Raw genomic sequence first — 23,790 nt, 5'->3', positions numbered from 1 at the left:
AGAGGGTGTGGCGATGAGTGGAGTTGAGGCGCTGCCGGTGGATGTTCCGCGAGAGGTGAGTAGCCTGCTGCTGCAGCTGGCCGATGGCCTGCTGCTGGTGCCCGTGGACACCCTGTCGGAAGTGATTGCGATCCAGACGCCAGTGGCAGCCTACGATGCGCCGGACTGGTATCTCGGTGAGCTCAACTGGCGGGAGCAGCGCCTGCCTCTGGTGTCCTTTGAGGTAATGCGCGGCAAGCCGCTTTCCATTACCAATGACGCGGGGCGTATCGCCGTACTGAACACCGGCAATCCCCAGGGGGATCTACCATTTTTGGCACTGGTCCTGCAGGGTACCCCGCGCCTTGTGCGGGTTACTGCCGAGGAGCTTGCCGGGCGTGAGCAGGCCTGCCAGCAGGGGGAGCTGATGCACGTTTCCCTGTCCGGAGAGGCGGCAGTGATCCCGGATCTGGCAGAGCTGGAGCGCGCCTGCCTGGAGTACCGCAACGGGCGCTGACACGCTGAAAGCAGATAGCTGCCATAAAAAAACGGGGCCAAGGCCCCGTTTTTTTATGGCAGCTCGCCGGGGCGGGCTGCCTTTACGCAGCTCGTGATCAGAAGATCTCGTCCGGCAGCGACTCGGTCGCTTCTTGCTGCTGGGTATCGCCGTCGTCGCTTCGATAGCGGGGTTGCTGGTAGGTGTTATATGACTGGCGACCGGGTACGTGGTCGGCGCGAAAAATCTCAAACATACCGCCGCTGGATGTGCGCCGTCCGGTGCGCGGATCTATGCGAACGGTGACAATATCGTCCGGTTGGGGCAGGTGACGCTCAGGCAGACCCTTCAGCGCGGCGCTCATAAAATCGATCCAGATCGGCAGTGCCGCGGAACCGCCATACTCGTTCTTGCCGAGTTCACCGTTGGAGTCGAAGCCCACCCAGGCACTGGTGGCCAGGTAGGGGCTGTAACCGGAGAACCATGCGTCGCGGGGACCGTTAGTGGTACCGGTCTTGCCGGCAATGTCGCCGCGCTTCATCACCAGCGCGCGTTTACCGGTGCCCTTCTTGATCACATCCTTGAGGATGGAATCCATGATATAGGCGGTTTCCGCGGAAATGGCGCGGGGCGCACGCGGGCGCGCCTCACTCGCCGCGTCGTCCTGCACCGGGTTGACCTGCAGAGAGCGCAGTTCTATCGGCTCTTCATTTGCCGCCACGGCCTTGGCCTCCATCTGCGCGTCCTCCAGATTGAGGGGCTCGCTGGAGACCTGGGCCTCATCCCCGGGTTCCGGGCAATCGTGACAGACAGTCAGGGGGAGTGCCTCGTAGATGTTCTTGCCATTTACGTCGAGCACCTTGTCGACCAGGTAAGGCTCTACTCGGTAACCACCGTTGGCAAAAGCCGCATAGCCGCGGGCAATCTCCAGTGGCGTCAGTGCCGAGCTGCCCAGGGCGATGGTCAGGTTGCGGGCCAGCTTGCTGCGCTCGAAACCAAAGCGCTGCACGAAATCCAGTGCGTAGTCGATGCCGATTGCCTGCAGCAGGCGGATCGATACCAGGTTGCGCGACAGGTACAGCGCTCTGCGCAGCCGGATGGGGCCGAGAAACTTGCCGCTGTCGTTTTCCGGGCGCCAGACATCCTGCAGGTTGGTTTCTTCGAAGATGATCGGGGCGTCGTTGATGATGCTCGCCGCCGTATAGCCCTTTTCGATGGCGGACGAATAGATGAACGGCTTGAAGTTGGAGCCAGGCTGCCGCGCGGCCTGGGTTACCCGGTTGAAGTGGCTCTGGCGGAAGTCGTAGCCGCCGACCAGCGCGCGGATGGCGCCGTCGTCAGGATTCAGCGAGACCAGTGCGCCCTGCGCCGCCGGAACCTGGGCCAGGTGCCATTCTTCGCGAACCTGGGGCTCACTAACCGGGGGGGCGGGATCGCCCGGATCGGCAAATGGGTCGGGTGCCGCTGTCTCGCCGTCTGCGACCGCGTCATCGGCGTTGTCGGCAGCTTCCTTCTCTCCGGGGGTGACCTCGACGCGGCGCAGGCGGATGACGTCGCCGGGTGCAAACATCTCGTCGGCAGATTTGAGGCGCGGGCCCCGCGCGTTCTCCGACAGGTAGGGGCGAATGGAGTCGAGCCCGTTCTCCCATTGCACCTCCACCACACGGCGGTCGCGCAATTGCACCTGCAGCCGGTGGGGCTCGACGGCGGTGACCACCGCCGGCTCGAGTCCGCCGAGTACCGGGATTTCGTTCAGCAGGTCCACCAGCTGATCGTTGTCTTGCATCAGCGCCGGGTCGAGACGCTGTTCCGGTCCGCGATAGCCGTGGCGGGCGTCGTAGGTCTCCAGGCCGTGCTGCATTGCCTCGAGAGCTGCCTTCTGCAGTTTGCTATCGACGGTGGTGATGACCTGGTAGCCATCGGTATAGGCCGCATCACCGAACAGCTCCACGGCTTCCTTGCGAGCCATCTCAGCGATATAGGGCGCGTCCATATCCAGGTCGCGACCGTGATAGCTGGCCGTGACCGGCGCGGTGATAGAGTTCTTGTAATCGTCCTGGCCGATAAAGCCGAGCTCCAGCATCCGCTTGAGGATCCAGTTGCGCCGCAGCAGGGCGCGGGTGGGGTTGGCTATCGGATTATAAGTGGATGGCGCCTTGGGCAGGCCTGCCATCATGGCCCACTGGGCCAGATTCAGTTCATTGATATCGCGACCGTAATAGACATGAGCGGCCGCCTGGAAGCCGTAAGCGCGATTGCCGAGGAAAATTTTATTGATATAAAGCTCGAGAATATCGTCTTTAGAGAGTTCCCGTTCGATTTGTAATGAAAGCAGGATCTCGTTGAATTTGCGCACGAAGCGCTGTTCGCGGCTCAGGAAGAAGTTCCGCGCTACCTGCATTGTCAACGTGCTGCCGCCGGATTGAATCGAGCCCGTTTGCAATATTTGTGAAGCGGCTCTCATTAAGCCTTTAATGGATACACCGTTGTGGGAGTAGAATCCCGCATCCTCGGCGGCCAGGATGGCCTTGACGAAGAGCTCCGGAGTGTGGTCAATCGTGATTGGATTGCGCCGCTTCTCACCGAATTCACCGATCAGCTTCATATCCCGGGAATAGACGCGCAGCGGGGTCTGCAGGCGGATATCGCGCAGGCTGTCTACCGAGGGGAGTCCCGGTTTCAGGTACATATAGATGCTGGACAGGGCCATGGCGGCGGCAGCGGCCCCCGCCAATCCGAGCCACAGTAGGGAAAGCAGGCGGTTTCGGGCTTTTTCGGTCATGCAAATGCTTCTAATTTGACGTCTTGAATGGATCCGGTGAGTAATTATACGAAGATTGTGCGCTGATACCTATGCAATTGCCGGTTGCAGCTGTAATTTAAAGTGCTATAACATCAAACCTTCATAACCCACGGAAAAGATAAGAAAAATGGGGATGCTCCCTTTTCTAAACAAAGGCCCGAAGGCCCTGCTGGGTCTGGATATTAGCTCCACTGCGGTCAAGTTGCTGGAGCTAAGTCGCAATGGCGACAAATACCGGGTCGAATGTTACGCCGTCGAGCCCCTGCCGCCCAACGCGGTTGTGGACAAGAATATCAATGACGTGGGCGCCACCGCGGAGGCCATCCGCAAGGTGCTGAGGCGTTCCAAGAGCCGCCTGCGCCAGGCTGCCGTGGCTGTATCCGGCTCCGCAGTGATCACCAAGACCCTCGAAATGGCTGCCGATCTGTCGGATGACGCGCTCGAGGCGGCGATCGCCCTGGAAGCCGACCAATATATCCCCTATCCGCTGGATGAGGTAAACCTGGACTTTGAGGTCCAGGGGCCGTCTGACAAGGGAGAGGGCCAGGTAGAGGTCCTGTTGGCTGCCTGCCGCAGCGAGAACATTGAACAGCGCGTGACGGCACTGAGCGAAGCCGATATGCAGGCCGCCGTGGTGGATGTGGAGGCCTATGCGATCGAGCGCGCATTCACGCTGCTCGAACGCCAGTTCCCGCCCCAGGAACAGCTGGTGGTTGCCGTCATCGATATCGGCGCGACCATGAGTGCCCTGTCAGTTCTGGTGGATGGTAAGACCGTCTACACCCGCGAGCAGCTGTTTGGCGGGCGCCAACTCACAGACGAGATCCAGCGCCGCTACGGCCTGTCTGCCGAAGAGGCCGGGCTGGCCAAGCGCCAGGGCGGCAGCGGTCTGCCCGACGACTACTACCCGGAAGTGCTCGAACCCTTCCGCGACGCGGTCATCCAGCAGGTTACCCGCTCACTGCAGTTCTTCTATTCGTCCACTTCCTACAACGATGTGGATTACATCCTACTGGGTGGTGGCGTCGCTGCGATGGAAGGCCTGGCAGATCTGGTAAGCCAGAAGCTCGACAAGCCGACCCTGGTGGCCAACCCGTTCCACGATATGGCGGTGGCGTCCCGGGTCAATCGCCAGGCACTGGCCAGTGAGGCCCCATCCCTGATGATTGCCGCCGGCCTGGCGATGCGCGAGAAGGAGTACTGACATGGCCAAGATTAACCTCTTGCCCTGGCGCCAGGAGTTCCGCGCACAGAAGCAGAAAGAGTTCCAGCAAGTCGCAGCCCTGGTGGTTATCGCCGCCGGGATTTCCGCATTTTTGTGGATGAAAACCGTCGATGGCCAGATTTCCTTTCAGAATGAACGCAATCAGATACTGCAGACGGAAATCAACGCGCTGAACAAGCAGGTGAAAGAGATCCAGGATCTCAAGAAGCGGCGGCAGCAGCTGATCGACCGTATGCGCGTGATTCAGGAATTGCAGGGCAACCGTCCGCTGTCGGTGCGCTATTTCGACGAAATGGTGCGGGCAACACCGGAGGGGCTGTGGCTCACCAATCTCAAGCGCTCTGGCAATACCGTACAGATTGCGGGGGTCGCGGAGTCCAACAACCGGGTTTCCTCATTCATGCGCAACCTGGATCAATCCGAGTGGTATGAGTCACCCAATCTCACCGGCGTAACGGCCAAGCCTGAATTCGGCGAGCAGGCCAGCGCCTTCCAGATGACCGTGCAAGTCAGCGGCCGCAAAAAAGAAGACCAAGAACTGGCAGACGCCGGTAAGTAAAGGATCCTGACCATGGCATTGGAGGATACGCTTAAAAAGCTCAACGAGTTCGATATCAACGATATCGATTTCTCGCGCGTGGGGGTATGGCCACTGGCAGGACGCATAGTGCTGCTGGTGGTGATCGCTGCCGTTCTGATGGCCGGGGGCTACTACCTGTTTATTAAAGACCGCTATCAACAGCTTGAGTTCGCTGCCAATAAGGAAAATGAGCTTTTCACGCAGTTTGAAAAGAAATCATTCGAAGCGGCCAACCTGGATGCCTATCGCGAACAGCTGGCGGAAATGGAAGAGACTTTTGGTGCGCTGCTGAAGCAGTTGCCGAAAGATACCGAGGTTCCCGGCCTGCTCGACGATATCGACGAATATGGTCGCGGAAGTGGTCTCACCATCAAGAAGGTTCAGCTCGAAGACGAGCAGGTTGGCGAATTTTATGTAGAGCTGCCGATCCGCATCGAGGTGCAGGGCGGCTATCACGAATTCGGCGCATTCATCAGTGGCATCGCTGGCATGCCGCGTATCGTCACTCTGCACGATTTTAATATCGAGGCCAGCAAGGACGGCGGTGCGCTGCTCAATATGGTGATCAACGCCAAGACCTACCGCTACAAAGAGCAGGGGGGGGACGAGGGATGAAAAACTACCTAGCCCTGACTACTGCAATACTGGCACTGACCGGTTGTAGCCTGAATGGTGATCACAGTGATCTGCGCCAGAAAATGGCGGCGGTAAAGCACAAGCCGAAAGGTCAGATCGAGCCGATCCCGACGTTCACTCCTTACAGCCCCTATGTCTACAGTGCTGCGGCCCTGCGCAGCCCGTTTGCCCGCCCGGTGCTGGAATCCGACCAGCGCATAGTGGGGCGCAAACTGGATGTGGCGCCGGACCTGAACCGCCAGCCGGAGCTACTCGAGCGTTTTCCGTTCGATGCGCTGTCGATGGTCGGCACATTGTCCCGCGCCGGACAGCTCTGGGCGCTGATCAATGATGGCGATGGCGGTATCCACCGCATTACGGTGGGCAACCATCTGGGTAAGAATCACGGGCGCGTGGTCAATGCGACCCCGACGCAGCTGGATATTCTGGAAATCGTACCGGATGGCACCGGTGGCTGGATTGAGCGGCCGCGGGCGCTGACTTTGGAAGAGAAGGACAACCAATAATGATCAACAAGCAACTCGCCAAAGTGTTGGCTCCGTTACGGGTTGTGTTGCTGGGTCTGGCAATGATGCCTGGGATTTTGCTGGCACAGACCAATCAGCTCAACGACATTCAGTTTTCCGAATTGCCGGGTGGCCGCGTGCAGCTGCGCCTGACTTTCAGTGACGTTCCGCCGGAGCCGACGGGCTACACCATCGAGAAGCCCGCGCGTATCGTGATGGACTTCGCCGGTGTGGAAAGCTCACTGCCGAAAAAGAAATATTCGCTCGGTATCGGTGGTGCGCGCAGCGCTGTGGTGGTCTCCAATGACGACCGCACCCGCCTGATCGTCAATCTCGACCAGCTGCCGGTATACACCAGTGAGCGACAGGGCAACCAGGTCGTGATGGAGATCGGCGCCGACTCCGCGACCACTGCTTCCATGGCCGCTGCGCCGGTGAAGTCCGGTCACGACAATGGCCTGAGCTTGGGTGGCCAGCAGAAATTCCAGGCGGCGAGCAATGTTGCGATCAGCAATGTGGACTTCCGCCGCGGTGAGGCGGGTGAGGGCAAGGTCATCGTCAGCCTGACCGACCCGGCTGTGAATATCGATGTGGAACGCACCAAGGGCAAGATCCTGCTGACATTCCTCGGTGCAGAGCTGCCCGCTGCATTGCGCCAGCGCCTGGATGTGACCGACTTCGCCACACCGGTGAATTCCATCACCGTGGACTACGATGGCCGCAACACTGTTATCTCCGTCGATCCCAAGGGTTCGGATTACGATTACCTGGCCTACCAGGCGGACAACCAGTATGTCCTCAGCGTCAAACCGCTGACCACCGCCGAGGTGCAGGAGAAGAAGAAGGAGTTCCAGTTCAGCGGCGAGAAGCTGTCCCTGAACTTTCAGGACATTGAAGTGCGCTCGGTGCTGCAGTTGATCGCCGACTTCACCGATCTCAACCTGGTGGCCAGCGACACTGTAGAGGGCCGGATTACCCTGCGCCTCGACGGTGTGCCCTGGGACCAGGCGCTGGAGCTGATCCTGAAGGCGAAAGGCCTGGACAAGCGCCAGGAGGGCAATGTGATCATGGTGGCGCCCGCAGCGGAGATCGCCGAGCGCGAGCGCCAGGAGCTGGAGACGCGCAAGCAGTTGCAGGAGCTGGCGCCGCTGCGCACCGAGTACATCCAGGTGCGCTACGCCGACGCGAAGGAGCTGTTTACGCTGTTTTCCGGCAGGCAGCAGCAGGGCGGAGCGAGTCAGGGCAACTTCGCCGGCGGCCAGCAGAATGCTAATGACAATCGACAGCAGGGCATCCTCTCCGCCCGCGGCAGCGCTATTGTCGACGAACGCACTAATACCATCATCCTCACGGATACCGAAGAGAAGATTGCCCAGTTCCGCGATTTGATCGCTGCGGTCGATGTGCCGATCCGCCAGGTGATGATCGAGGCGCGGATCGTTAATGCCAACACTGACTTTATGAAAGAGCTGGGCGTGCGCTGGAATTACGGTGAGCACCACAATCTCAACAATGGTATTGGTGAAGGTGTCGGTTCCCTGGACGGTTCCTACCTATTGGGGGATAACCAGACCCAAGGGGACGCTTACGATATCCAGACGGGTCAGCAGATCCTCGATGCCAACGGTGATCCGGTCAAAGTGCAAACCTGGACGCCCAATCTTAACGATACCCTGCTGGTTGATCTTGGCGTGCAGAATGCCGCCGGTAACATCGCCTACTCCATCCTGAAGAACAACTTCTTTGTCGGCCTGGAACTGTCCGCGCTGGAAGATGTGGGCAAGGCGGAAATCGTCTCCCAGCCGAAGGTGGTGACCGGGGACAAGCAGGAAGCCAATATCCAGTCCGGTGTGGAAATTCCATACCTGGAAGCCACTTCCTCCGGTGCCGCGTCCGTGACTTTCCGTGAAGCGGTGCTGCAGTTGAACGTGACCCCGCAGATTACGCCGGACGACAACATCATTATGGATCTGGATATCAACCAGGACAGTGTCGGCCAGCTGGCGGGTACCACCGGAGTTCCGACCATCAATGTGAACTCGCTGCAGACCAAGGTGCTGGTGCGCAACGGTGAGACCATTGTGCTGGGTGGTATTTTCGAGAGTCAGAAAATCGAGGGCGAAACCAAGATCCCGCTGCTCGGCGACATCCCCTACCTGGGCAACCTGTTCAAGAAAAAGACCCGCAGCGATGACAAGCGCGAACTGCTGATCTTCATCACGCCGCGGATCATGGAGAACGATCTTTTCCTGAGCAAGTGAGCCAGATAAACCGTTCTATCTTTCTGGTCGGCCCCATGGGGGCCGGCAAGTCCACCATCGGCAAATTGCTGGCAGCGCAGTTGCAGCTGCCATTTGCCGATTCCGACAAGGTGCTGGAAGAGCGCACTGGCGCCGATATCCCCTGGATTTTCGATGTCGAGGGTGAGGCGGGTTTCCGCCGTCGCGAGAGCGAGGTCCTGCGCGATCTGTGTGCTGGCCCTACCCAGGTAGTGGCGACTGGTGGTGGCATTGTCTTGCTGGAGGAAAACCGCCAGCTGCTGTCGCAGCAGGGCCAGGTGGTCTATCTGCAGGCCAGTATCGAGCAGTTGCTCGAGCGCACCTCCAAGAACAGCAACCGGCCGCTACTGCAGGTTCCCAATCCGCGTACACGCATCGTCGAGCTGGTCGAAGAGCGCGATCCCCTCTATCGACAGGTCGCGGATATTATCTGCGATACCGACTACTGTACGCCCAAGCAGGCGGCACAGATGGTCGCCGATAAACTGATGTCGGGTGTCTCCCCGTAGGTAAGCTTCCTCTCTGTGCTACAGTGCGCTTCCCGCAAAAGCGCAAACTAGCCAATCGGAGGGCGCCGTGCACTGTCTGAATGTGGAGCTGGGAGAACGCAGTTATCCCATCGTCATTGGCTCAAAGTTACTGGGTGATTCGCAGCAGCTGCTGCCCTATATTCGCGGCAAACAGGTCTGCGTGGTCACCAACGAGACCGTTGGGCCCCGCTATCTCGCCAGGCTGCTGCAGGGGCTGCCCGGCTTCGACAAGCTGGATGTGGTAGAACTGCCGGACGGCGAAGCGTTCAAGACGCTCGAGACCGTCAATCGCATCTTTGACCTCCTGCTTGAAAAGCGCCACAACCGCAGCACGACGCTGATTGCGCTCGGCGGCGGTGTCGTCGGCGATATGACGGGCTTTGCCGCCGCCTGCTACCAGCGCGGCGTCGATTTCATTCAGATTCCCACCACCCTGCTCTCGCAGGTAGATTCCTCCGTCGGCGGCAAGACCGGCGTCAATCACCCCCTGGGCAAGAACATGATCGGCGCCTTCCATCAGCCGAAACTGGTCCTTGCGGATATGGATACACTGGCGACTCTGCCCGAACGAGAGCTGGCGGCCGGAATCGCCGAAGTGATCAAGTACGGCCTGATTTGCGATGCGCCATTTTTCGGCTGGCTGGAAACCAATATGCTGCGGCTGCTCGAGCGGGATCCCGAGGCGCTGGCCTATGCCGTGGAGCGCAGCTGTCGAGATAAGGCGGCGGTTGTCGCCGAAGACGAGCGCGAATCCGGTCGCCGCGCTATTTTGAATTTTGGTCACACCTTTGGCCATGCGATTGAGGCGGTACAGGGCTATGGCAGCTGGTTGCACGGCGAGGCAGTTGCTGCGGGCATGGTGATGGCGGCGGAGCTGTCGGCGTTGCGCGGCAGTATCGATATGGCCCTGGTGGGACGGATTCGGGCGCTGCTTGAGGTTGCCGGCTTGCCCTGTGGGGCGCCCGAGGGTATGACGGTGGCGCAGTTTGTCGACGCCATGGCCGTCGATAAAAAAGTGCTCGATGGTCGCCTGCGCCTGGTATTGCTCGGGGCGCTCGGCGATGCGGAAATCGTCGACGACACTCCAGAGAACCAGCTCGTCGAGGCGCTGCAGCGCTGTGGCGCGGTATGACCGTCAGCCCAAAAATACAGGCAAGCTGAGGACTATTTCGCGATACTGTTCCCAAAAAGAAGATAAGCCTGTTTCTTGGGTTATTGGCAGAAGATAAATCTGCCAAACCTTGCAATTCCAGGGGGGCGCAAGTAACATTGCGCGCCCCCGAGGAAAACCCGGGATATAACAAATTCAATAAAAAAAGCCCGCCAGCGGGCTTTTTTTGTCCGTGGGGTATGGTGGCGCCAACGGCACGTCTGGCTAGTTTGCGACGCAGCGGTCGCGCTGCATGTCGCGAGCTTCAAACGATAACGATGAGGAATTCTATGGGTAGCGGTCTGTATCGGTTGGATGAGTTCAAGGACAACTGCGGTTTTGGCCTCATCGCGCATTTGAAAGGCAAGACCAGTCACAAGCTCGTGCAGACGGCCATCGAGTCGCTGACCTGCATGACGCACCGCGGCGGTATCGCCGCTGACGGCAAGACCGGTGACGGCTGCGGCCTGCTGCTGCAGAAACCGGACGCTTTCTTGCGCGCGGAAGCCCGGGACCTGTTCGGCGCCGAGCTGACCGATGCCTACGCCGTGGGTGCCATCATGCTGCCCCTGGACGAGGCGGCTGCGCAGGCTGCCCGCGACATTCTCGCCGGCGAGCTGGAGGCCCAGGGCATGTGCGTCGTCGGCTGGCGACCGGTGCCCACCAATAACGAGTGTCTCGGCCCGATTGCCAAAGAATCTCTGCCCCGATTCGAGCACTTGCTGATCAATGACGCCGCGGAACCGCTCGGCGAGGCCCGCTTCAATGCGCGCCTGTTTGTCGCCCGCCGCAAGGCCGAGCAGCAGCTGGGTGAGGGCGTCTACATCGCCAGCCTGTCCACCAGTGTGCTCTCGTATAAGGGATTGATGATTCCGGCAGACCTGCCAAAGTTCTTTCCGGAGCTGGCGGATCCGCGCCTGGAAACTGCCATCTGCGTTTTCCACCAGCGCTTTTCCACCAATACCATGCCGCGCTGGCCGCTGGCGCAGCCGTTCCGCCTGCTGGCGCACAATGGCGAGATCAACACCATCACCGGCAACCGCAACTGGTCCGTGGCCCGCACACCGAAGTTTGCCAGCGAGCTGTTGCCGGAGCTTTCCGAGCTGGCCCCGCTGGTCAACCGCGAGGGATCCGATTCCTCCAGCCTCGACAACATGCTGGAAATGCTGATCGCCGGCGGTATGGAGCTGCACCGCGCCGTGCGCATGCTGGTGCCGCCGGCCTGGCAGAATGTCGAGAGCATGGATCCGGATCTACGCGGGTTTTACGAATATATCTCCATGCATATGGAGCCCTGGGATGGCCCCGCCGGCCTGGTCATGACCGACGGCCGCTACGCCGTCTGTACCCTGGATCGCAACGGCCTGCGGCCGTCGCGCTGGGTCATTACCAAAGACGACATCATTACGGTCGCGTCGGAGATCGGTACCTACGACTATGCACCGGAAGACGTGGTCGCCAAGGGGCGTCTGGGTCCCGGCCAAATGCTGTCGGTGGATACCCGCGAGGGCAAGCTGCTGCACACCGCCGATATCGACGACAAGCTCAAGCGCTCACAGCCCTACAAGCGCTGGCTGAAAGATAAGGCGCGGCGCATTCGCTCGACTCTGGTCACTGCGCCGGTCGACAACAATTTTTCCTACGAGCAGTTCAAGGTCTACCAGAAGCTGTTCAGTTCCTCGATGGAAGAGCGGGACTCGGTCGTGCGTCCGATGGCCGAAGCCGGCCAGGAGGCCGTCGGCTCCATGGGCGATGACACGCCGATGGCGGTACTGTCCCGTCACAACCGCTCACTGTACGACTACTTCCGCCAGCAGTTCGCCCAGGTCACCAACCCGCCGATCGACCCGCTGCGGGAAACCGTGGTGATGTCACTGGAGACCTGCCTCGGCCGCGAGAAGTCGGTATTCGAGGAGACACCGGAGCATGCCGACCGGGTGATCCTGTCGTCACCGGTGCTGTCGCATATGAAGTACACCGCCCTGCTGGAGCTCGACCGCCCCGGTTTCGAGGCGAAAATATTCGACCTGAACTACGACCCGGCGCAGCTTGATCTGAAGGCGGCGATCGAGAAACTCTGCGCCGATGTCGAAGCCTCGGTGCGCGCGGGTAGCGTCATCGTTGTGCTGTCCGACCGGCATATCCGCGAGGATCGCCTACCGATCGATGCCCTGCTGGCCACCGGCGCCGTGCACCATCACCTGGTGCATGCCGGCCTGCGCTGCGATTCCAATATCGTGGTCGACACCGCCAGCGCCCGCGACTCGCACCAGCTTGCCTGTCTGGTCGGCGTCGGTGCCACCGCGGTGCACCCGTATTTTTCCTACAGCATCATCAACCACCTGATCGAAACCGGCGAGCTGTTGCTGGACGCCGCCGAGGCGCAGAAGAACTACCGCAACGGCATCATCAAGGGCCTGCTGAAAATCCTGTCGAAGATGGGGATTTCCACCGTCGCTTCCTATCGCGGCGCGCTGCTGTTCGAACTGGTGGGCCTCGACCGCGATGTGGTGGATCTATGCTTTCCCGGTGCGCCCAGCCGCATCCAGGGGGCAGGCTTCGCCGACCTGCAGGAGGACGCCGCCGCCCGCGCCAAACTCGCGTGGAAGCCGCGCAAGCCGGTATCGCCGGGCGGGCTGCACAAATTTGTCTACGGCCAGGAGTACCACGCGTTTAACCCGGACGTGGTGAAGTCCCTGCAGCAGGCAGTGCGCACCGGCGACTACTCGGCCTGGCGCGACTACGCCGAACTCGTCAACAAGCGCCCGGTGGCGACCCTGCGCGACTTGCTGGCACTGAAAGACGACCTGCAGCCGATCCCGCTGGAAGAAGTGGAGCCGGCGGAAAAAATCCTGCGTCGTTTCGACTCCGCGGCCATGTCCCTTGGCGCCCTGTCGCCGGAGGCTCACGAATCCCTGGCCCAGGCGATGAACCGCCTCGGCGGACGCTCCAACAGCGGTGAGGGCGGCGAAGATCCGGCTCGCTTCGGCACCGACAAGGTGTCCAAGATCAAGCAGGTGGCCTCCGGCCGCTTCGGGGTGACGCCGCACTATCTGGTGAATGCCGAAGTGCTGCAGATCAAGGTGGCCCAGGGCGCCAAGCCGGGCGAGGGCGGCCAGCTGCCCGGTGGCAAGGTCAACGAGCTGATCGCGCGACTGCGCTACTCGGTACCCGGCGTGACCCTGATCTCGCCGCCGCCGCACCACGACATCTACTCCATCGAGGATCTGGCGCAGCTGATCTATGACCTGAAGCAGGTCAACCCGGACGCGCTGGTGTCGGTTAAGCTGGTGTCGCGGCCGGGTGTCGGCACTATCGCCGCAGGGGTGGCCAAGGCCTACGCGGACCTGATCACCATTTCCGGCTACGACGGCGGCACTGCCGCCAGCCCGATCACCTCGATCCGCTACGCCGGCTCCCCGTGGGAGCTGGGCCTGGCGGAAACCCACCAGACCCTGCGCGCCAATGACCTGCGCGACAAGGTGCGGGTACAGACCGATGGCGGCCTCAAGTCCGGCCTGGATGTGGTCAAGGCGGCGATGCTAGGTGCCGAAAGTTTCGGCTTCGGCACTGCGCCGATGGTGGCGCTGGGGTGTAAGTACTTGCGTATCTGCCACCTGAACAACTGCGCCACCGGTGTCGCCACCCAGAATAAGGACCTGCGCGACGAGCACTATATTGGCACCGTCGAGATGGCGATGAATTTCTTCAAGTTTGTCGCCGAGGAAACCCGCGAATGGATGGCCCGGCTGGGCGTGCGCACCATGGAAGAATTGGTGGGCCGTGTGGATCTGTTGCAGGCGCTCGAGGGAGAGACGGCGAAGCAGCAGAAGCTGGACCTGTCGCCGCTACTGCACACCGACGAACTGCTGCAGACCAAGCCGCAGACCTGCCAGATCCCGCACAACGATCCCTGGGACAAGGGTGCGCTGGCGGAGCGCATGGTCGAGGAGATGTTGCCGGCTATCGAGACGCTGTCCGGTGGCGAGTTCAGCTACCAGGTCACCAACTGCGACCGTTCGATCGGTGCGCGCCTCAGCGGTGAGATCGCCAGACGCCACGGTAACCAGGGTATGGTGGAAGCCCCGGTCAAGCTGCACCTGAAAGGGGTCGCCGGCCAGTCATTCGGTGTCTGGAATGCGGGCGGCCTGGAGATGTATCTGGAAGGGGATGCCAACGACTACGTGGGCAAGGGTATGGCCGGCGGCAAGCTGGTGATCCGCCCGCCACAGAACAGCGCCTTCGCCTCGCAAGACACGAGCATTGTCGGCAACACCTGCCTGTACGGTGCGACCGGCGGCAAGCTGTTTGCCGCGGGCCGGGCCGGCGAGCGCTTCGGTGTGCGCAACTCCGGAGCCTTCGCCGTCGTGGAAGGGGCCGGCGATCACTGCTGCGAATACATGACCGGCGGTATGGTCGCCGTACTCGGCGACACCGGGGTCAACTTCGGCGCGGGCATGACCGGCGGTTTTGCCTATGTACTGGACTTAGAGCGGAACTTCTTCGACAAGTGCAATCACGAGTTGATCGAGCTGCGCCGTATCAGCAGCGAGTCACTCGAGCCCTACCAGAGCCATCTGCGCGAGGTGATCGAGGAATATGCCGCGGAGACCCGCAGCGAATGGGGTGCGGAGTTGCTGGATAACTTCGACGATTACCTGAGCCGCTTCTGGCTGGTAAAACCCAAGGCGGCGAGCCTCGCCGGTCTGCTGTCCGATGTACGCAAGCGCGGCGAGTAAGGGGGAACGAATATGACACAGCGACTCAATAACGACTTTCAGTTTGTCGACGTCGGCCGTATGGATCCGGCGAAAAAAGACATCATTACCCGCACCAACGAGTTCGTGGAAATCTACCAGCCGTTCAGCGAGCGGCAGGTGGCCAGCCAGGCGCACCGCTGCCTGGATTGTGGCAACCCTTATTGCGAGTGGAAGTGCCCGGTGCACAACTACATCCCGAACTGGCTGAAGCTGATCAGCGACGGCAACATCATGGAGGCGGCGGAGTTGTGTCACCAGACCAACACGCTGCCGGAAGTCTGTGGCCGCGTGTGCCCGCAGGATCGTTTGTGTGAGGGTGCCTGTACGCTCAATGACGGTTTCGGTGCGGTGACCATTGGCAACGCGGAAAAATACATCACCGATACTGCCTTTGCGCTCGGCTGGCGCCCGGACCTTAGTCACGTGAAGAAGACCGACAAGCGCGTGGCGGTGATCGGTGCCGGTCCGGCCGGACTGGGCTGTGCCGATGTGCTGATTCGCAACGGAGTGCAGCCGGTCGTATTTGACAAGTACCCGGAAATTGGTGGCCTGATTACTTTCGGCATCCCGGAATTCAAGCTGGAAAAATCCGTAATGCAGCAGCGTCGCGAGATTTTTACCGAGATGGGGGTCGAGTTCTGCCTCAATACCGAGGTTGGCAAGGACATCGGTTTTGAAGAATTGCTGAACGATTACGATGCCGTATTTATGGGCATGGGTACCTACAACTACATGAAGGGTGGCTTCCCCGGGGAGGACCTGCCGGGCGTCCACGATGCCTTACCGTTCCTGGTGGGCAACGTAAACCGCAACATGGGTTGGGAGAAAAACCCGGAAGAATTTATCTCTGTCGAGGGCAAGCGCGTCGTGGTGCTGGGCGGCGGCGATACCGCCATGGACTGCAACCGGACTTCGATCCGCCAGGGTGCCCGCAGCGTCACCTGTGCCTATCGTCGCGACGAGGAAAATATGCCGGGTTCCCGCCGCGAGGTGGCCAATGCCAAGGAAGAGGGAGTGCGCTTCCTGTTCAATCGCCAGCCGGTGGAGATCGTCGGTGATGGCCAGGCGACTGGCGTCAAAGTGGTTACCACTGAGCTGGGTGAGGCGGACGAAAACGGTCGCCGCCGCCCGCAGGTGGTACCGGGCTCCGAAGAAATCATTCCCGCGGATATCGTGCTGGTGGCCTTCGGTTTCCGCCCGAGCCCGGCGGAGTGGTTTGGCGAGCACAATATTGATGTGGCCGACTGGGGTGGCGTCGTCGCACCGGAAGAGCAGCCATTCAAGTTCCAGACTACCAATGAAAAAGTCTTTGCCGGCGGCGATATGGTGCGCGGTTCCGATCTGGTGGTCACCGCCATCTGGGAAGGCCGACAGGCCGCCGAGGGCATACTCGACTTTCTGGATGTGTAACGCTTTAGTCGGGTAAGAGCGGTGGGCGTTTGCGCCCCCCCGGCTCCGTCCGGCTGGCCCCGACGCGTCTGCCCCCGTACAATAGCCGCCTTTTTGGCCAGCTCGTTGTACTCATTGCATGTCTGAATCCAAGCCCTCCGAACTAAAAAACGACCGTTTCCTACGCGCGCTGCTGCGTCAGCCCGTGGACCGCACGCCGGTGTGGATGATGCGCCAGGCCGGGCGCTACCTGCCCGAGTATCGCGCCAGCCGCGCCCAGGCCGGCAGCTTTATGGATTTGTGCCGCAATACCGAGCTGGCCTGCGAAGTGACGTTGCAGCCGCTTGAGCGCTACCCTCTGGATGCGGCGATTCTGTTTTCAGACATCCTCACCATTCCCGACGCCATGGGCCTGGGCCTCTATTTTGAAGAGGGCGAAGGTCCCAAATTCCGCAAACCGCTGCGCAGCGCCGCCGATATCGAGCGGCTCGAGGTGGTGAATACCGAGCGTGATCTCGACTATGTGACCAATGCTGTATCCACAATTCGCCGTGAGCTGAATGGGCGTGTACCGCTGATCGGTTTTTCTGGCAGCCCCTGGACACTGGCCACCTATATGATCGAAGGTGGTTCCAGCCGCGATTTCGCTCGCTGCAAGGAAATGCTCTACAACCAGCCGGAGCTGATGCACCAGCTGTTGGGGGTATTGGCGGATTCGGTAACCGCATATCTGAATGCACAGATTCGCGCCGGCGCCCAAGCGGTACAGATTTTCGATACCTGGGGTGGTGCGCTGAGTCATGGCGCCTACCGTGAGTTCTCGCTGCAGTACATGGCGCGCATCGTCGCCGGGTTGATCAAGGAGGCCGATGGCCGCTCGGTGCCGGCCATCCTGTTTACCAAGGGCGGGGGGCAGTGGTTGGAGGCGATGGCTGAAAGCGGCGCCAGCGCGCTGGGTCTCGACTGGACTACCGATATCGGCGTGGCGCGGGCGAGGGTTGGAGATCGGGTAGCCCTGCAGGGCAATCTCGATCCGGCGGTGCTGTATGCTAAGCCGGAGCGCATCCGCGCCGAGGTGGGTGCCATCCTGCAGGCCTTCGGCCATGGCAGCGGGCATATTTTCAATCTCGGCCACGGTATCACACCGAAAGTGGATCCAGAGCATGCGCGAGCGATGATCGAGGCTGTTATCGAACTTTCGCCTCAATATCACGCATGATCGAGGGTTGGGCGAGTCTGCCGAAAATTCCGTGACGCAGTTCACAAAATTGCTGTGTTATAGCAGGTAGACTAGCGTGCTATAAATGAATGCCTGCGCCCGTCGAATTTCCCATACCGAGGCGCAGTTCAAAAAAGCAAGAACAAACGGCGGCACACTAATCCAACGTGGCGATTGAACAGGCAAAAGTCTCTGTAGAAGACCTTCAGCGCGGTATGTTTGTGTCCAGGCTCGACCGACCCTGGACACGAACGCCGTTTGCGCTGCAGGGCTTCTATATCCGCGATCTGGAAGAAATCCGCCAGCTGCAGAAATATTGCCGCTTCGTCTACATCGATGTGGTCAAGACCGTCGGCGACGCCGGTGTGCAGTTGCGCCGTCTTACCCGCGCTGGTGCCTCCCTCCCCGGTACTGGTACCTCCCGCCAGCGTCGCGCCGCGCGCGAAGTCGTGGCAATCCCCTGCCGCCCGGTGCAGGTGAGCCACCAGGCCTATCCGCCACCGGAGCCGGCGCGCAAAGAAGCCGGCAAGGCGCGCAAGCTCTACGGAGATATCGCGAAAGGCCTGCGCGAGGTCATGGTGCAGATCGGTAGTGAAAAACCGCTTCCGGTGCGCCAGATCAATGGTGCGGTCGAGCATCTGGTCGACAGCGTGCTGCGCTGCCCCGACGCTTTCGCCTGGCTGGCGCGAGTGCGGGAAAAAGACGAACACACCTACAGTCATTCCATTCGTGCCAGTATCTGGGCGGTGGTGTTTGGCCGTCATATCGGCCTGCGGCGCGATGCGCTGGTGCAGCTGGGCGTAGCAACGCTGCTGAAGGATGTCGGCAAGCTGATGTTGCCGGACGAAGTGTTGCAGGCAGCCAAGCGCGATCCGCGCACCGAGCTGGAATACCGCAAGTTTGTCGAGCACAGCGTGCGGCTACTAGCCGCCGATCCGCAGCTGGACCCGCAGGTCGTCAATATTGTCCGCTGTCACCGCGAACAGCACGACGGCAGCGGTTACCCGCACGGCCTCCGCGGCGACAAGATCCCGGTGCTTGCGCGCATGTGCGGTATCGTGACTTTCTATGATGAAGCCACCAATCCCCGCGGTGTCGAGTATCCGGTGGCCCCGTCGCGGGCGGTGGCGAAGCTCTACGACCTGCGTGGAATCGCCTACCAGGAGCAGCTGGTGGTTGAGTTCATCCAGTCCATCGGACTCTATCCGACCGGCACCCAGGTAGAGCTATCCACCGGTGAGGTGGCCGTGGTGCTGGAGCAGACCCATGCGCGTCGCCTGAAACCGAGGGTCATGGTGGTATTGGATAGTGACAAGCAGTTGCTACTAGAGCCCAGGCTACTGGATATGGCCGAGGACGACGATCGCAAGGACAAGCTGATCGAGCGCGGCAAGCTCGCGCCGCAGGACAAGATCACCATTCTCAAGGATGTGGAGCCCGGCCGTTATCCCCAGGTGGATGTGGCGGCAGTGCGCGACAGCTACCTGTTCAGCCGTCAGCGGCTGCCTTCCTTCTTTGCAGGTCTGTTGAAACGCTGATTCCCACCCCGGTCGGGTGACTTCCCTCCCTTTCAGTTTCTTCTCACCGCAGGTGCGACAGTGAGGGCCATTACTGCCGCCAGCAGCACCAGTGCGGCCAGCATCGTCGCCAGGGTGCCGACGCCGATCCCCCTATCCAGCAGCAGCCCCGCCAGCAGCGGGGATATCGCCGTCGACAGTACCATCGCGGCCTGTGACAGCGCGCGGATGGCGCCTAGGTGCCGGCTGCCGTACCGCTCCGGCCACATGGCGCTGGCGGCGGTGCCGCTGCCGGCCTGGGTAATGCCGATCAGGGGCAGGTAGGCATAGGGAACCCAGTCCCCCCGGCACAGAGCGAGCAACATCAGACCGGCGATCATCGGCAGCAGGGCCAGCGGCAGGCTGCGCTGGGCGCCAAGGCGATCCACCAGTACGCCGGCGAGAAACAGCATCAGCAGGTGGCCAAGTGCGTAGCCGCCGAAAGCGCCTGCCATCAGGGTCAGTGACCAGCCGCGATACTCGCCGATAGCGCCCTGGTGAAACAGTAGGGCGGTGACCACGAAGGGCGTCATCAGCGCCGCAGGTAGCAGCAGGTAAAAGCCCGGGTCGCGCAGTACGCGCGCGCGGGTAAAGTCGCCGTCGCTATCGGAGCTCTCGACGGTGCCACTGTTCTGCCGGTCTGGTGTTCGTGCCAGGGATAGCAGGGTTGGCAGCACCAGCAGCAGGAGAATGGCCGCCGCGGCGAGCCAGGCCGTGCGCCAGCCGCTCCAGTGAATCAGCTGCGCGCCACCGGTGGGCAGCAGTGCCTCGGCCAGCGGAAACCCGAGTGCCGCCATCGCGATGACCTTGCCGCGGTTGTCGCTGAAATAGCGGCCTGCTGTCGTCATGCCCAGATGGGTCATAAAGCCCTGGCCGGCAAAACGCAGCAGGAAAAAACCGGGTAACAGCATCCAGGCGGCGGAAGCGCTGGCCATCGCCAGGCAGGCGGCGGTCAACAGCAGTACGATTCCGGCGGTAACGGGGCGCAGCGGCCAGCGATCCACCAGTCCGCCGCAAAACAGTAATGCCAGTGCCGACGCCAGGGTTGCGCCACTGTAAATGGCGCCGTATTGGGCATTGCTGAGGGCAAATTCGGCGCGCAGCGCGCCGCCAAAAATGGAGATGAAAAACGTCTGTCCGAACCCGGATGCGGCCACGGCGAAGAGGGCGTAGAAGGCGAGGTTCGCGTTGTGGCGAATAAAAGCGGGAAACATTGGAAGCCGTTCAGGTGAAGGGATTGCCGGGCGGACAAGTGCTCCGCCCGGTATCGGGGAGTTATACGGTCAGCTGCGTATCGCCGAAGTGCTCGCCCATGGTCACGGCACTTTCGGCCCCCAGCGATTCGAGCCAGCGCACTTTGTCGGCGCCGAACAGCATGATAACCGTCGACCCGAGTTTGAAGCGGCCCATTTCCGCACCTTTCTCCAGGTGAATGGGGGCGGCGTCGCCGTACTCGGTGGTGCGCACGCGGCGCTGGTGAGGTGTCACCAGTCCGGCCCAGACGGTTTCGATGCTGGCGACAATCATTGCGCCGACCAGAATCATTGCCATCGGGCCTGCGGCGGTCTCGAAAATACAGACCACGCGCTCGTTGCGGGCGAACAGCCGCGGCACATTTTCCGCAGTCACGGTATTGACCGAGAACAACTGGCCGGGAACATGGGTCATGCTCTTCAGGGTGCCGGCAATGGGCATATGCACGCGGTGATAGTCCTTCGGCGACAGGTACACGGTGGCGAAGTGACCGCCGGTGAACTGCGCCGCAACCTGCGGGTCGCCGCCCACCAATTCCAGCAGGCTGTAGTCGTGACCCTTGGCCTGAAAAACCCTGCCGTTGTGAATTTCTCCCAGCTGGCTGATGGCACCATCGGCCGGACAGGCGAGGGTGTGATTGCCGTCGACGATTGGGCGGGCGTCATCTTTCAGCGCGCGAGTGAAAAAGTCGTTAAAGGTCGCGAAGGCGGTGCAGTCGGATTGCTCGGCCTCGTCCATATTGACTTCGTATTTGTCCACGAACCAGCGCGTGAACGGATCCTTGATCCACTTGATGCGCGTTTCTGCCAGCCAGCCGGCGGCGCGCGACAGCGCCCGTTGCGGGGTCAGGTACTGTAGTGCGATAAATAATTTAGGGTGCATAGATTTCGCCAGAATTCAGGCGCCTTAATATTGGATTGGTAGAGATTATTGTTCGACCGGAGTATCGAGCAGGTTGCCCCATTCACTCCAGGAGCCGGGGTAGGCCGCGATATCGAATCCCAGGGATTTGCCCACCAGCCAGGTAAAGCCCGAGCGGTGGTGGCTCTGGCAATGGGTGACGATTTTCTGGTTTTCATTGATACCGAGCGCGGCGAGGAATTCGCGCGCATCGGTGCGGATGCGCAGGTCCCGTTGCGGATCCATCAACTGGGTCCACTCGCAGTTCACTGCGCCGGGAATATGGCCCGCTTTCATCGCAGTGATTCTCTCGCCGGTGTATTCCTGCGGCGAGCGCGCATCCCAGACCAGGAAGTTTCCTTCGCCCAGGTGCTGCTGGATAGCGTCGGCATCCATCGTCGGCGCTGAGTCGACGGTAATATCGATATCGCTGGGCGTCGGCGTCGCCGCTTCCGTCGTCAGCGGCAGTCCCGCACCGCGCCAGGCGTGCATGCCGCCATTCAGGTAGCTGTAATTCTTGTGTCCGATGACTTCGAGGGTCCACAGGAAGCGACCGGCCCAGCCGCCGCCCTCGTCGTCGCAGGCGACCACGTGATGTTCCGGGCGCAGGCCGATCGCGCGGAACACTTCGGTCAGCCTTTCAGTACTCGGCAGTTTGCCCGGTGCCGGCGGGGTGCCCGCGAGCAGTGCCTGGAATGGCAGATGCAGGGCGCCGGGGATATGGCCGCTGGCATAGTTCTGCGGGCTGCTGAGGTCGACAATTAAAAGGTCTTCGCGCTCGAGCTGCGCGGCCAGCGCTTCCGGTTCAATAATCAAATCCAAAATCAATTCTCCGATTCCAGGCTGTTGCGCAGGTGCAAAAAGCTGTTCATGCGGCGCTGGCTGATATCGCCGCGGGCCAGTGCCTCGTTGATGGCGCAGCCGGGTTCTCCCTGGTGGCGGCAGTCGCGGAAGCGGCAGTGGCCGATAAACGGACGGAACTCGACAAACCCTTCCAGCAGGGCCTGCTCTTCCATGTGCCAGAGGCCGAACTCGCGAATGCCGGGGGAGTCTATCAGATCGCCGCCGCTGGGCAGGTGAAAGAGTTCCGCTGCCGTAGTCGTATGGGTGCCTTTCTGGGTGGCTTCCGACAGGGCGCCGGTGCGCGCGCCGGCACTGGGCAACAGTGCATTGACCAGTGACGATTTGCCGACACCGGATTGGCCCACGAAAACACTGGCGCCTTGGGCGAGGGTTTCGAGCAGCTGCGGCAGGCCTTCCCCGGTTTTGGTCGATAGGCGCAATACCGGGTAACCCAGTCGCGGGTAGGGTTCGAGCAGGTCTTCTAACGCCGCGCGATTGCTGTCGTCGATCAGGTCGATTTTGTTCAGCAGCAGCAGCGGCGGTATTTCCGTCGTCTCGGCGGCGACCAGGTAGCGGTCGATGGCATTGGCGAAGGGTTCCGGATAGGGCGCGATGACGATCAGGATGCGGTCGATATTGGCGGCCACAGTCTTCAGATCGCCGTAGCGGTCCGGACGCTGCAGCTCCGAGTGGCGCTCGAGGCGCGCACCGACCACGCCGTAGCCGCCGCTGCTCTCGCCGACGGCTGGCCGCCAGGCGACGCGGTCGCCGGTTACCAGGGTGTCGATATTGGCGCGCAGGTGGCAGCGCTGGCGCAGTTCGGCGTCACTCTCGCTCTCAATCAGCACCTGGCTGCCGTAGTTGGCGATCACCAGCCCGGTCTGCTCGGCGCCGAGGTCGCCTTCCTCCAGCGCCTGCTCGGCCGACTCGGCGCGCTTGCGCGCACGGGCTTCGCGTTCCTGCTGGATTTTCTCGACGCGCCACTGCTGGCGCCGGTTCAGTTTGCGTTTGCTCATTCGGGGGCTCTGACAGCCCCTTTAGCATGGGGCGGTACGTTGTTCGCGGCGGATTATAGCTTGCAACGATGGTCCAATGCGGTAACTTGCCACGAAAGCCTAAGGAGACGACCCGCCGTGGATCAGAACAACCTGGTCTGGATCGACCTGGAGATGACCGGTCTCGATCCCGAAAAAGAGCGCATTATCGAGATCGCCACCATCGTGACGGATTCGAAGCTCAATATTCTCGCCGAGGGGCCGACCATGGCCGTGCACCAGAGCGACGCCCTGCTGAATGCCATGGACGACTGGAATACCGAGCAGCACGGTGGATCCGGGCTGGTGGCGCGGGTGCGTGAGTCCAATATTTCCGAGCGCGAGGCGGAGCGGGAGACTATCGATTTCCTGCGCCAGTGGGTGCCGGAGGGCGCGTCGCCCATGTGCGGCAATTCCATCGGCCAGGACCGCCGCTTCCTGGTGCGCTATATGCCCCAGCTGGAGGCCTATTTCCATTACCGCAACCTGGATGTCAGCTCGGTCAAAGAGCTGGCGCGGCGCTGGCGCCCGGATGTGCTGGATGGAGTGAAAAAACACAGCAGCCATCTGGCGCTGGACGATATCCGCGACTCCATCAATGAACTGAAGCACTACCGCGAGCACTTCTTCCGCGTGTGACCTCTGGGGTGT

18 protein-coding genes are annotated in these 23,790 nt (G+C 61.2%); 13 read left to right on the top strand and 5 right to left on the bottom strand.

Annotated features, from left to right (window positions below; genetic code table 11):
* Nucleotides 1–13: 13 nt before the first annotated feature.
* A complete protein-coding gene (locus IG168_RS17135; protein ID WP_193165822.1) occupies nucleotides 14–496 on the top strand; it encodes a chemotaxis protein CheW in 483 nt (160 codons plus the stop codon).
* Nucleotides 497–593: 97 nt separating this feature from the next.
* Here IG168_RS17135 and IG168_RS17130 read toward each other — a convergent pair whose 3' ends face one another.
* Nucleotides 594–3,257 carry a penicillin-binding protein 1A gene (locus tag IG168_RS17130; protein ID WP_193165821.1) on the bottom strand — a complete coding sequence of 888 codons (2,664 nt, stop codon included), beginning with the start codon at nucleotides 3,255–3,257 and terminating at the stop codon, nucleotides 594–596.
* Between the two features lie 148 nt (nucleotides 3,258–3,405).
* Here IG168_RS17130 and IG168_RS17125 point away from each other — a divergent pair, with 148 nt between their 5' ends.
* The 11 genes from IG168_RS17125 to IG168_RS17075 all read left to right on the top strand — a co-directional run bounded on the left by IG168_RS17125 (nucleotide 3,406) and on the right by IG168_RS17075 (nucleotide 19,090).
* A complete protein-coding gene (locus IG168_RS17125; protein WP_193165820.1) occupies nucleotides 3,406–4,482 on the top strand; it encodes a pilus assembly protein PilM in 1,077 nt (358 codons plus the stop codon).
* A 1-nt stretch (nucleotide 4,483) separates the two neighbouring features.
* Nucleotides 4,484–5,062 carry a PilN domain-containing protein gene (locus IG168_RS17120; protein ID WP_193165819.1) on the top strand — a complete coding sequence of 193 codons (579 nt, stop codon included), beginning with the start codon at nucleotides 4,484–4,486 and terminating at the stop codon, nucleotides 5,060–5,062.
* A 12-nt stretch (nucleotides 5,063–5,074) separates the two neighbouring features.
* Nucleotides 5,075–5,698, top strand: a complete 624-nt coding sequence (gene pilO, locus IG168_RS17115; RefSeq protein WP_193165818.1) for a type IV pilus inner membrane component PilO — start codon at nucleotides 5,075–5,077, stop codon at nucleotides 5,696–5,698.
* Entirely contained in the window at nucleotides 5,695–6,225 is a 531-nt protein-coding gene (locus IG168_RS17110; RefSeq protein WP_193165817.1) for a pilus assembly protein PilP, read from the top strand. Before pilO ends, IG168_RS17110 begins: the two co-directional genes overlap by 4 nt.
* Nucleotides 6,225–8,486 (top strand): type IV pilus secretin PilQ, encoded by a 2,262-nt coding sequence (gene pilQ / locus IG168_RS17105; RefSeq protein WP_193165816.1) that lies wholly within the window; start codon nucleotides 6,225–6,227, stop codon nucleotides 8,484–8,486. Before IG168_RS17110 ends, pilQ begins: the two co-directional genes overlap by 1 nt.
* Nucleotides 8,487–8,491: 5 nt before the next feature.
* Nucleotides 8,492–9,013, top strand: a complete 522-nt coding sequence (gene aroK / locus IG168_RS17100; RefSeq protein ID WP_193165851.1) for a shikimate kinase AroK — start codon at nucleotides 8,492–8,494, stop codon at nucleotides 9,011–9,013.
* A 67-nt stretch (nucleotides 9,014–9,080) separates the two neighbouring features.
* Nucleotides 9,081–10,166 carry a 3-dehydroquinate synthase gene (aroB, locus tag IG168_RS17095; protein WP_193165815.1) on the top strand — a complete coding sequence of 362 codons (1,086 nt, stop codon included), beginning with the start codon at nucleotides 9,081–9,083 and terminating at the stop codon, nucleotides 10,164–10,166.
* A 308-nt stretch (nucleotides 10,167–10,474) separates the two neighbouring features.
* Nucleotides 10,475–14,923: a glutamate synthase large subunit gene (gene gltB, locus IG168_RS17090; protein ID WP_193165814.1), complete on the top strand. Its 4,449-nt coding sequence runs from the start codon at nucleotides 10,475–10,477 to the stop codon at nucleotides 14,921–14,923.
* 12 nt (nucleotides 14,924–14,935) lie between these two features.
* Complete coding sequence (locus IG168_RS17085) at nucleotides 14,936–16,354, top strand: FAD-dependent oxidoreductase (RefSeq protein ID WP_193165813.1); 1,419 nt, start codon at nucleotides 14,936–14,938, stop codon at nucleotides 16,352–16,354.
* Between the two features lie 118 nt (nucleotides 16,355–16,472).
* Nucleotides 16,473–17,552, top strand: coding sequence for a uroporphyrinogen decarboxylase (gene hemE / locus IG168_RS17080; RefSeq protein WP_193165812.1), 1,080 nt, complete (start codon nucleotides 16,473–16,475; stop codon nucleotides 17,550–17,552).
* Nucleotides 17,553–17,719: 167 nt separating this feature from the next.
* Nucleotides 17,720–19,090 (top strand): HD-GYP domain-containing protein, encoded by a 1,371-nt coding sequence (locus IG168_RS17075; RefSeq protein ID WP_193165811.1) that lies wholly within the window; start codon nucleotides 17,720–17,722, stop codon nucleotides 19,088–19,090.
* A 32-nt stretch (nucleotides 19,091–19,122) separates the two neighbouring features.
* On the opposite strand, the gene IG168_RS17070 is transcribed toward IG168_RS17075, so the two are convergent.
* The 4 genes from IG168_RS17070 to rsgA form a co-directional block, all read right to left on the bottom strand.
* Entirely contained in the window at nucleotides 19,123–20,322 is a 1,200-nt protein-coding gene (locus tag IG168_RS17070; RefSeq protein ID WP_193165810.1) for an MFS transporter, read from the bottom strand.
* Between the two features lie 61 nt (nucleotides 20,323–20,383).
* Nucleotides 20,384–21,244, bottom strand: coding sequence for an archaetidylserine decarboxylase (gene asd, locus IG168_RS17065; RefSeq protein WP_193165809.1), 861 nt, complete (start codon nucleotides 21,242–21,244; stop codon nucleotides 20,384–20,386).
* Between the two features lie 45 nt (nucleotides 21,245–21,289).
* Nucleotides 21,290–22,084 (bottom strand): sulfurtransferase, encoded by a 795-nt coding sequence (locus tag IG168_RS17060; RefSeq protein WP_193165808.1) that lies wholly within the window; start codon nucleotides 22,082–22,084, stop codon nucleotides 21,290–21,292.
* A gap of 2 nt (nucleotides 22,085–22,086) precedes the next feature.
* Nucleotides 22,087–23,121, bottom strand: a complete 1,035-nt coding sequence (gene rsgA, locus IG168_RS17055; RefSeq protein WP_193165807.1) for a small ribosomal subunit biogenesis GTPase RsgA — start codon at nucleotides 23,119–23,121, stop codon at nucleotides 22,087–22,089.
* A gap of 117 nt (nucleotides 23,122–23,238) precedes the next feature.
* Here rsgA and orn point away from each other — a divergent pair, with 117 nt between their 5' ends.
* Nucleotides 23,239–23,778: an oligoribonuclease gene (gene orn / locus IG168_RS17050; protein WP_193165806.1), complete on the top strand. Its 540-nt coding sequence runs from the start codon at nucleotides 23,239–23,241 to the stop codon at nucleotides 23,776–23,778.
* The last annotated feature ends 12 nt before the right edge of the window (nucleotides 23,779–23,790 follow it).

The sequence above is a fragment of the Microbulbifer hainanensis genome, from assembly GCF_014904735.1.
GTDB classification, from domain to species: domain Bacteria; phylum Pseudomonadota; class Gammaproteobacteria; order Pseudomonadales; family Cellvibrionaceae; genus Microbulbifer; species Microbulbifer hainanensis.
This window is presented reverse-complemented; position numbering and strand designations above follow the sequence as displayed.

What these genes read in the sequence shown, in the direction of transcription:
- IG168_RS17135 (WP_193165822.1), top strand. Translation starts at nt 14, where the DNA reads ATGAGTGGAGTTGAGGCGCTGCCGGTGGATGTTCCGCGAGAGGTGAGT.
- IG168_RS17130 (WP_193165821.1), bottom strand. Translation starts at nt 3,257, where the DNA reads ATGACCGAAAAAGCCCGAAACCGCCTGCTTTCCCTACTGTGGCTCGGA.
- IG168_RS17125 (WP_193165820.1), top strand. Translation starts at nt 3,406, where the DNA reads ATGGGGATGCTCCCTTTTCTAAACAAAGGCCCGAAGGCCCTGCTGGGT.
- IG168_RS17120 (WP_193165819.1), top strand. Translation starts at nt 4,484, where the DNA reads ATGGCCAAGATTAACCTCTTGCCCTGGCGCCAGGAGTTCCGCGCACAG.
- pilO (WP_193165818.1), top strand. Translation starts at nt 5,075, where the DNA reads ATGGCATTGGAGGATACGCTTAAAAAGCTCAACGAGTTCGATATCAAC.
- IG168_RS17110 (WP_193165817.1), top strand. Translation starts at nt 5,695, where the DNA reads ATGAAAAACTACCTAGCCCTGACTACTGCAATACTGGCACTGACCGGT.
- pilQ (WP_193165816.1), top strand. Translation starts at nt 6,225, where the DNA reads ATGATCAACAAGCAACTCGCCAAAGTGTTGGCTCCGTTACGGGTTGTG.
- gltB (WP_193165814.1), top strand. Translation starts at nt 10,475, where the DNA reads ATGGGTAGCGGTCTGTATCGGTTGGATGAGTTCAAGGACAACTGCGGT.
- IG168_RS17085 (WP_193165813.1), top strand. Translation starts at nt 14,936, where the DNA reads ATGACACAGCGACTCAATAACGACTTTCAGTTTGTCGACGTCGGCCGT.
- hemE (WP_193165812.1), top strand. Translation starts at nt 16,473, where the DNA reads ATGTCTGAATCCAAGCCCTCCGAACTAAAAAACGACCGTTTCCTACGC.
- IG168_RS17070 (WP_193165810.1), bottom strand. Translation starts at nt 20,322, where the DNA reads ATGTTTCCCGCTTTTATTCGCCACAACGCGAACCTCGCCTTCTACGCC.
- asd (WP_193165809.1), bottom strand. Translation starts at nt 21,244, where the DNA reads ATGCACCCTAAATTATTTATCGCACTACAGTACCTGACCCCGCAACGG.
- rsgA (WP_193165807.1), bottom strand. Translation starts at nt 23,121, where the DNA reads ATGAGCAAACGCAAACTGAACCGGCGCCAGCAGTGGCGCGTCGAGAAA.